At 61.8% G+C, this 8,900-nt stretch carries 7 protein-coding genes, 1 tRNA gene and 1 pseudogene; all 9 read left to right on the top strand.

What is annotated here, in order from left to right:
• A pseudogene (tuf, locus tag ACFCU0_RS01080) lies at nt 1–138 on the top strand (elongation factor Tu); the annotation flags it as partial.
• A gap of 82 nt (nt 139–220) precedes the next feature.
• Nucleotides 221–296: transfer RNA gene (locus tag ACFCU0_RS01075), tRNA-Trp, on the top strand.
• 146 nt (nt 297–442) lie between these two features.
• Nucleotides 443–625, top strand: a complete 183-nt coding sequence (gene secE, locus ACFCU0_RS01070; RefSeq protein WP_434971804.1) for a preprotein translocase subunit SecE — start codon at nt 443–445, stop codon at nt 623–625.
• Between the two features lie 74 nt (nt 626–699).
• Nucleotides 700–1,248: a transcription termination/antitermination protein NusG gene (nusG, locus tag ACFCU0_RS01065; protein WP_434971803.1), complete on the top strand. Its 549-nt coding sequence runs from the start codon at nt 700–702 to the stop codon at nt 1,246–1,248.
• A 165-nt stretch (nt 1,249–1,413) separates the two neighbouring features.
• The gene (rplK, locus tag ACFCU0_RS01060; RefSeq protein ID WP_434971802.1) at nt 1,414–1,851 is read left to right on the top strand and encodes a 50S ribosomal protein L11; all 438 of its coding nucleotides are present in this window, start codon (nt 1,414–1,416) and stop codon (nt 1,849–1,851) included.
• Between the two features lie 136 nt (nt 1,852–1,987).
• Nucleotides 1,988–2,698, top strand: a complete 711-nt coding sequence (gene rplA, locus ACFCU0_RS01055) for a 50S ribosomal protein L1 (protein WP_434971801.1) — start codon at nt 1,988–1,990, stop codon at nt 2,696–2,698.
• A gap of 76 nt (nt 2,699–2,774) precedes the next feature.
• The gene (rplJ, locus tag ACFCU0_RS01050; RefSeq protein WP_434971800.1) at nt 2,775–3,314 is read left to right on the top strand and encodes a 50S ribosomal protein L10; all 540 of its coding nucleotides are present in this window, start codon (nt 2,775–2,777) and stop codon (nt 3,312–3,314) included.
• Nucleotides 3,315–3,526: 212 nt separating this feature from the next.
• Nucleotides 3,527–3,910 (top strand): 50S ribosomal protein L7/L12, encoded by a 384-nt coding sequence (rplL, locus tag ACFCU0_RS01045; RefSeq protein ID WP_434971799.1) that lies wholly within the window; start codon nt 3,527–3,529, stop codon nt 3,908–3,910.
• Nucleotides 3,911–4,988: 1,078 nt separating this feature from the next.
• Nucleotides 4,989–8,852: a DNA-directed RNA polymerase subunit beta gene (rpoB, locus tag ACFCU0_RS01040; protein WP_434971798.1), complete on the top strand. Its 3,864-nt coding sequence runs from the start codon at nt 4,989–4,991 to the stop codon at nt 8,850–8,852.
• The last annotated feature ends 48 nt before the right edge of the window (nt 8,853–8,900 follow it).

Here is an 8,900-nt window from a genome sequence, read left to right as displayed (position 1 = left end):
ATGGTGATGCCGGGGGACAACGCGACGTTCAAGGTGGAGCTGATCCAGCCGGTGGCGCTGGAGGACGGGCTGCGCTTTGCGATCCGCGAGGGCGGGCACACCGTCGGCGCCGGCGTCGTGACTGAGATCCTCGACTAAGAGGTTTAGATTGAATCACGGAGTTCGGGGCTCCGGCTGCAACAAATGCACGCCTGAGCCTTTCGAACTCCATGGTTCACTTACGGGCGTAGCTCAATTGGCAGAGCAGCGGACTCCAAATCCGCCGGTTGAGGGTTCGAGTCCTTCCGCCCGTGCCATTCGTTCTTTCGTCCCAGCGGCGAAGAACATCCATCGCGATTGACTTCGGCATCCCCGGAATTATGCGCCGGGATAGATGCCATCACCTTCGCCCCGTGGCTGGTCTCGAGGCCGTCACGGGGCGACTCTGACCGACTGAACCTGTATGGGCTGGATTGTAGAGTACCTTCAGAACGTCATCACCGAGATGAAGAAGGTCAACTGGCCGACGAGGGAGGAGCTCATCAACTCCACGCTCGTCACGCTCGTGGCCACGATCATCATTTCGGGCTTCATCTTCATCGCCGACCAGGCGATCAGCACGGCGCTTGAGGTCATCTATCAGTAGCTCTCGGGGCCTCGCGCACACCGCGCTCCCCAACCGATTCACGACCTCTCCGACTGATTCACGCAACCGACGGCATGGCGGCAATCAAGAAGTGGTACGTTTTGCGCACCTTCTCGGGACATGAGAAAAAGGTGCGCCGGTACCTGGAAAGCGAAATCGACCGGCTCGATCTCGAAGATGATATCAGTGAGATCCTGATTCCGACCGAAACCGTCTTTGAGATGCGCGGCGGAAAGAAGAAAACGAAGGAGAAAACCTTCTTTCCCGGGTATATCATGATGCACTGCGACCTGACGCCGCGACTTCGCGAGATGGCTGAAGGCTTGCCGTCCGTGATTGGCTTTCTGACTGCCGGAACCGGAGACGACCCGACGCCGCTCCGCCCCGACGAGGTTCAGCGCATCCTCGGCAAGATGGATCGCGCCGAAGAGATGGGCGAGCAGCCGGAGATCCCCTTCAAGGTGGGCGACCCGGTTCAGGTCGTCGACGGCCCGTTCGATAGCTTCAACGGCTTCGTTGAAGAGGTCTACCCGGAGAAGATGAAGGTGAAGGTGATGGTCTCGATCTTCGGCCGGAAGACCCCCGTCGAACTCGACTACCTGCAGGTTGAACACGAAGAGTAGCGCACACGGCTCCCAACGCCCGGATTTACTCCGCCCTCGTGGGTGATGCACGCCACGCGGGCATTCTTGTGTGCGGGATAATGATGCGCACACGCCGATTCACTACATCACGACATTAGAAAACGCGGGAGTGGCTTCCGCCACGCCGGTACCGCGAAGGTCTACATGGCAAAACAAGTCGAAACCGTCATCAAGCTTCAGATCAAAGCCGGCCAGGCCAACCCTGCGCCGCCGATTGGTCCGGCCCTCGGTCAGCATGGGCTGAACATCATGGAGTTCTGCAAAAAGTTTAACGCAGCCACCCAGGACGACATGGGGACGCTGCTGCCGGTCGAAATCACGGTCTACGCCGACCGTTCGTTCGACTTCATCGTCAAAAGTCCGCCGGCGTCGATTCTTCTCAAGCAGACCGCCGGAATCGAAAGCGGCGCGGGCGATCCGCTCCGCGAGAAGGTGGCGACGGTCTCGTGGGAGGACTGCATCGATATTGCGAAGCAAAAGATGGAGGATCTGAATGCGCATACGCCGGAGCAGGGGGCCCGCATGATTGCCGGGACCGCTCGCTCCATGGGCATCACGGTGAAAGGCAAGCCCGAATCGTAAGCGCGTACGGCCCACCATTCGTGGGCTCCGGTGCCCGGTCGTTCCGGCACCAACTCGAATCCCCTTATGATCACGCGGGAGTCCGCTGCCCGGAACCACGGGTGGGGACGCTCGAACCGCAAAACCCCAGATTCACATGGCTAAGAAAGGAAAACGGTATCGTCAGGCAGCGGAGATCGTCGGTCAGCAAGACGGCCCCCTGACGCTTCGACAGGCAACGGACATCGTGAAGCAGACGGCCACCGCCAACTTCGATGAATCGGTCGACCTCGACCTTCGTCTCGGCGTAGACCCACGGCACGCAGACCAGATGGTGCGCGGTTCCGTCGCGCTCCCGCACGGCACGGGCCGCGAGGTCACCGTGCTCGTGCTTGCGAACGACGCGAAGCAGGCCGAAGCGGAAGAAGCTGGTGCCGATCACGTCGGTCTCGACGAGTACGTCCAGCGGATTCAAGATGACAACTGGCTCGAGTTCGACGTGGTGATCGCCACGCCGGACGTGATGGGCCAGGTCGGCCGACTCGGGCGCGTCCTCGGTCCCCGCGGCCTCATGCCGAACCCGAAGAGTGGGACGGTGACGATGGATATCGCCGAAACCGTGAAAGAGGTGAAAGCCGGCAAGATCGAGTTCCGCGTCGACAAGCACGGCAATCTCCACACGTCGATCGGGAAAGCCTCGTTCTCCGTCGAAGAGATTTACGAGAACGCCCGCGCCTTCCTGAAAGAAGTGCTCCACCTGCGTCCGGCCTCCTCCAAGGGGCTGTACTTCCGGTCGATCACGATGTCGACCACCATGGGCCCGCCCATCCGCGTGGACCGCAGCTCCGTGCTCTCCGACGCACGATAGCTCCGGACCGTCGCAACCCGGCGGCACGCCCTGGATCGCATTCGACCGAACCTCCTGAACCACACGATACACCCTCATGCCTCTCACGAGAGCACAGAAAGCGGACATCATCGAGCAGATCGGCGAGAAGCTCGATGGTAGCCCGATCATCTACCTGACCAACTTCTCCGGCCTGAGCGTCGACCAGACAAACGAGCTTCGCGGACGCTTTCGCGAAGCCGGTGTCGACTACATGGTTACCAAGAACACGCTGGCGCAGATTGCGCTCGACAAGATCGAGGGCATGGACGCCCTTGCCGAGCACTTCTCTGGCCCGACGGCCGTCGCGTTCAGCGACGACCCGGCTAAGCCGGCGCGCGTCCTCAAGGACTTCCTCGAAGACGAAGACCTGGAGCGCCCCGAACTCAAGGTCGCCTACATCGAAGGCGACATGTACGAGGGGCACGAAGCGCTCGAGGAACTCGCCAAGCTCAAGTCGCGCGAAGAACTCGTCGGCGACGTTGTGGGTCTCCTCCTTGGGCCGGCTCAGACGATCGCAGGCAGCCTTCAGGGCCCCGCGAGTACACTCGCCGGCGCCATCAAGTCCATCGCCGATGGTGAAGGCGAAGACGCATAACTACGCGCCATCGATTCCCCCCATGCATCTGCCGGGCCCGGATCGGTACACGGTCGCGGGTTCATTCAGGCAGGTCATCGTAGCAACCGCAGCACCCACGGACGGCCTCTGCCGGCACGTGGTTCGATTTCTTCTAACGAATACCTTAAAGCGCGACGCAGTCTCACGCCCGGACGGGCAGAAGACGTAGACCGTCGCAGGTCCCAACGACTATGGCAGACATTCAAGAACTCGCAGAACAGCTCGTCAATCTCACCATCAAAGAAGCCAGTGAGCTGGCCGACGTGCTCGAGGAAGAGTACGGCATTAAGCCCGCCTCGGCCGGGGTCGCTGTTGCGGCCGGTGGCGCTGCGGGCGGCGACGGAGCCGACGGTGGTGAAGAGAAGACAGAGTTTGACGTCGTCCTTACAGGCGTCTCCGGCAATAAGATTGCCGTCATTAAGGAGGTCCGCTCGATCACCGGCCTCGGCCTCAAAGAAGCCAAGGCGCTCGTCGATGAAGCCCCGAGCCCGATCAAAGAGGGCATTCCGCGCGACGAGGCGGACGAGCTCAAGACCCAGATCGAAGATGCCGGCGGCGACGTCGAGCTGAAGTAGGCGTTCTGCGCCTTCGGTTGCACGGGCCGCGCACCTCGCGGCTCGGCTGCATCTCGAACGTGACGCCTCGGGCCGACCTTCCAGACCGGAGGGTTGGCCCGACGCGTTTTCGTACAGCATGCCCCCCGCCTCGACCCGCGTTTCGATGAAAAGACTGTGATGGGAAGGGAATCGACGTCTGCCGCGAGTGAGGTGCGATCCTAAAATAAAATCTGGCATGGGAACATCTCCAAATCCCGAAACAAGCCCCCGGGCACGGCGTTGATGCATTGCTAAATAATCTACAAGTCCGACGAGCGGAGTCGGGCTGTCCATTTTGCACCTGCGTATTCCGGAACCACCGACCTGGGACTGACGGGGCCGATTTGCATTCGCCCCGCGTGTGACCTCCGCAGTCGCCGTCAGCGTCCCGACTCCGGCGTACCGAGTGCACCGAGACCACCAGCGTATGTCTCAACGCATTTCGCGTCGCGCTTCCCCCACGGAAACGCATCACGCATCGTCGCACCCCATCGCACCGGCGGGCCCCGGCGCGTTCGCTGATGCGACGATAAGGTATGACACACGGGCGAAGGGAGGAAACGCCCCCGGGGCGTTGCCCGATGTGATCGCCGCCACCCGAAACGCACAACCGGGGCCGGTTGGGTAACCGGTTTCCGCGGTCTTCGACCCACGGCTTGCACGACCCGGTTCGTTGCCCCGATTCCGTCGTTGCAGCATAACGGCGTGGCCGGAGTGAACGACCGCGGCCCTCAGGTTCCCGGTGCGCGGGGAGGGTTGAACCGGCGCGTGCGCCGCGCCCCGCACCGCAGAACGGGCTTGCCCCCGCCGCCCTTGAGGTTCCGCTTTTACCGGGAGGGGTCGACCGCCCACAGCCCCGCTCCGCACCGACGGTACCCGCACCGTCCACTCGTTTGCCGGCTCCGCATCGCGTCCAACTGCACAAACGACGCGATTCGAGCCCTCGAAACGCCCGCTATCCAGAATGCCCACGAGCCTAATGCTTCCCGCGGTGCCCGCCCCGCCTGAAGCCGTGCTCGTCCGGACTGAACGTACAACCACGCTCACACCATAGCTTATGCCCACCCTTCTCAACGGTCAAATTGCAACCACCGGTCATCTGGAGGATGCGCCGCCGCGCAAGACGTTCGCGGACATCCCCTCGGTGTGGGACTACCCCGACTTCCTGGACGTTCAGATTCGAGCGTACCACGACTTTGTTCAGGATAACGTCCCCCCGGAAGACCGGGCGGACGACGAGGGCCTGCAGGCCGTCTTCCACGAGCACTTCCCCATTAAAGATAGTCGCGAGCGCTACACGCTCGAGTTCATCTCGTATGAGCTCGACGCGCCGAAGCACACGATCGAAGAGTGCATCGCGCAGGGTCTGACGTACTCCGTCCCTCTGAAGGCGACGCTTCGCCTCTCGAGTAAAGAAGAAGACGGCGACGATGAAGCCATCGAAGCCATCGAGCAGGAGGTGTACCTCGGTACGCTTCCCTACATGACGCAGCGAGGTACGTTCATCGTGAACGGTGCCGAGCGCGTGATCGTGTCCCAGCTCCACCGGAGCCCTGGCGTCTTCTTCAGTAAGGACATTCACTCGAACGGCACGGAGCTCTTCAGTGCCCGCGTCATCCCGTTCCGCGGTTCGTGGATGGAGTTTTCCACGGACGTCCGCGATGTCCTGTGGTCATATGTCGACCGCAAAAAGAAGGTGCCGGTCACGACCCTCCTACGCGCACTCGGCTTTTCCGAGAATGAGGAGATTATCCGCATGTTCGACCTTGCGGATGCGGTGGACGTGGCGGACGAGGAAACATTTAACGACTACCTCGATCGCGAACTCGCAACCAGCGTCACGATCGAGAAGACGATCGAGATCGTCGATGAGGACACCGGCGAGGTCGTCGACGAAGAAACCGAGCGAGAGGTAATTCTGCCGGCCGAGCACGAGCTTGAAGAAGGTGACTTCGAGGAGCTTGAAGAGCACGGCATCACTCGCCTGTACCTCATCAAAGAGGATGTGGACGATGATGCGCTCGACAAATCGACGCTCGTTTCGACGCTAAAGAAGGATTCGACGCATAACGAGGCCGAAGCGCTGCGGGAGATCTACCAGCAGCTCCGCGGAAGCGAAGCGCCGGATCTGGATACGGCTCGAAACGCTCTCGAGCGGCTCTTCTTCTCCGACAAGCGATACGATCTCGGCGAAGTGGGGCGCCATCGCATCAACTCGCGTCTCGAGCTCGACGTCGACGCGGACACGCAGGTGCTGACGAAGGAAGACATCGTCGGCATCGTCCGCGAACTCGTGAAGCTGCAGAACGGCGAGAGCACCGCCGACGACATCGACCACCTCGGCAATCGCCGGGTCAAGACGGTGGGTGAGCAGCTCGGCTCCCAGTTCTCTCTTGGACTTGCGCGTATGGCGCGGACGATTAAGGAGCGGATGAATCTGCGGGATGCCGACAAGTTCACGCCGCAGGACCTGGTCAACGCACGGACGATCTCGAGCGTGATCAACACGTTCTTCGGGACCAACCAGTTGAGCCAGTTCATGGATCAGACGAACCCGCTGGCTGAGCTGACGCACAAGCGCCGGATGTCGGCGCTCGGGCCGGGTGGCCTGACGCGTGAGCGCGCCGGATTCGAGGTTCGCGACGTCCACTACACACACTACGGCCGGCTTTGCCCGATCGAGACGCCGGAGGGCCCGAACATTGGTCTGATCTCGTCGCTGTGTGTCCACGGCGTCATCAACGACTTCGGCTTTATCGAAACGCCGTATCGCGTCGTCGAGGACGGTCGCGTGACCGAAGAGGTCGAGTATCTCTCGGCCGAGCAGGAGGATCGGGCGATCATCGCGCAGGCCAATGCGCCGATCGATGAGGACGGCAACTTCCAGACCGACCAGGTGAAGTGCCGTTTCCGCGGGGACTTCCCGATCGTCGAGCCGGACGAGGTCCAGTACATGGACGTCGCCCCGAACCAGATTGTCTCCCCGTCGGCCAGCCTGATTCCGTTCATCTCCCACGATGACGCCAACCGTGCGCTCATGGGAGCGAACATGCAGCGACAGGCAGTGCCGCTTCTCCGCGCCGACAGCCCGATCGTCGGGACCGGCCTCGAGGGCCGCGTCGCGAAGGATTCGCGGGCGGTGGTGGTTGCCGAAGGCCCCGGAGAAGTCAAGTACGTTGACGCCGAGCGGATCGTCGTTCAGTACGACGAAGACCAGAACGAAACCGACCTGACGTTCGGTGAGCCGGTTCGTGAATACAAGCTGACCAAGTTCCGCCGCACGAACCAGGACACGGCGATGAACCAGAAGCCGATTGTCCGCACGGGGCAGCGTGTCGAGAAAGGCACGGTGATGACGGACGGCTTTGGGACCGAGAAGGGCGAACTCGCGCTCGGTAAGAACGTGCTGTGCGCGTTTATGCCGTGGCACGGGTACAACTTCGAGGATGCGATCGTCATCAGTGAGCGCCTCGTCTCGGACGACGTATACACCTCCGTGCACGTCGAGGAGTTCGAGCATGAGGTCCGCGACACGAAGCGTGGGGAGGAAGAGCTGACCCGTGAGATTCCGAATGTCTCCGAGGAGGCCACGAAGGACCTCGACGAGCGCGGCATTATCCGCGTCGGAGCCGAGGTCAACCCCGGCGACATTATCGTTGGTAAGATCACCCCGAAAGGCGAGACCGATCCGACGCCGGAAGAGAAACTGCTTCGCGCCATCTTTGGAGACAAAGCGGGCGATGTGAAAGACGCCTCGCTGAAGGCCAAGCCTGGCATGGACGGGGTCGTCATCGACACGAAGCTCTTCAGCCGTCGCCAGCTCGACCCGGCCTCCAAGAAGATGGAGGAGCGGCGCCTTGAGAACATCGAGAACAATCTCGAGCGCGAGCGCGCCGACCTGAACGATCGGTTCTGGGATAAATTCTTCAAGCTCGTCGGCGACGTTGAGAGTGCCGGCATTGAAGACCGTGACGGAAACGTCATTCTGTCTGAAGGCGCCACGTTCAAGGAAGAAGCCTTCGACGAGGTCGATCCGCAGAGCCTGTCGACCCGCCTCAAGTTCACGGAGGACGAAGACCTTAACGAGCAGATTGCCTCGCTGCTGCGTAATTACAAGTCGCGTCGTCGCGACATCGAAGGCAAGGCCAAGCGCGAGAAGCACCAGGTCCAGATGGGCGACGAACTGCCCGCGGGTATCGTGCAGATGGCGAAAGTCTACGTCGCGCGGAAGCGAAAAATCTCCGTTGGCGACAAGATGGCTGGCCGCCACGGCAACAAGGGGGTCATTGCGAAGGTGGTGCCGCAGGAGGACATGCCGTTCCTCGAAGACGGGACGCCCGTCGACATTTGCCTCAACCCGCTGGGTGTGCCGTCACGGATGAACCTCGGGCAGATCTACGAAACGCTGCTCGGATGGGCCGGCGATAAGCTGGGTGTTAAGTACGCAACGCCGATCTTCGACGGTGCCTCGATGGACGACATCGCGGACCAGCTCGAAGAGGCGGGGCTGCCGCGCGACGGAAAGGCGCAGCTGTACGACGGCCGGACCGGCGAGGCCTTCGACGAGAAAACGACGGTGGGGCACATCTACATGATGAAGCTCAGCCACCTCGTCGAGGACAAGATGCACGCCCGGTCGATCGGGCCCTACAGCCTCATCACGCAGCAGCCGCTGGGCGGTAAGGCTCAGTTTGGTGGACAGCGTCTCGGTGAGATGGAGGTCTGGGCGCTTTACGCCTATGGAGCCTCGCACACGCTCCAGGAGATGCTCACGTACAAGTCCGACGACGTGTCAGGACGTTCCCGCGCGTACGAGTCGATCGTCAAGGGCAAGAACATGCCGTCCGCGGGTGTCCCCGAGAGCTTCAACGTTCTCGTTCGCGAGCTGCAGGGGCTCGGCCTCGAAGTCACGCTCGATTGATTGCGGAGTGCCGTGTCCGGTGAGGGGCCAGGGGGCCGCCCCTGCTCT

It is taken from the genome of Longibacter sp., from assembly GCF_051155795.1.
Taxonomy (GTDB): Bacteria; Bacteroidota; Rhodothermia; order Rhodothermales; family Salinibacteraceae; genus Longibacter.
This window is presented reverse-complemented; position numbering and strand designations above follow the sequence as displayed.

What these genes read in the sequence shown, in the direction of transcription:
- secE (WP_434971804.1), top strand. Translation starts at nt 443, where the DNA reads ATGGGCTGGATTGTAGAGTACCTTCAGAACGTCATCACCGAGATGAAG.
- nusG (WP_434971803.1), top strand. Translation starts at nt 700, where the DNA reads ATGGCGGCAATCAAGAAGTGGTACGTTTTGCGCACCTTCTCGGGACAT.
- rplK (WP_434971802.1), top strand. Translation starts at nt 1,414, where the DNA reads ATGGCAAAACAAGTCGAAACCGTCATCAAGCTTCAGATCAAAGCCGGC.
- rplA (WP_434971801.1), top strand. Translation starts at nt 1,988, where the DNA reads ATGGCTAAGAAAGGAAAACGGTATCGTCAGGCAGCGGAGATCGTCGGT.
- rplJ (WP_434971800.1), top strand. Translation starts at nt 2,775, where the DNA reads ATGCCTCTCACGAGAGCACAGAAAGCGGACATCATCGAGCAGATCGGC.
- rplL (WP_434971799.1), top strand. Translation starts at nt 3,527, where the DNA reads ATGGCAGACATTCAAGAACTCGCAGAACAGCTCGTCAATCTCACCATC.
- rpoB (WP_434971798.1), top strand. Translation starts at nt 4,989, where the DNA reads ATGCCCACCCTTCTCAACGGTCAAATTGCAACCACCGGTCATCTGGAG.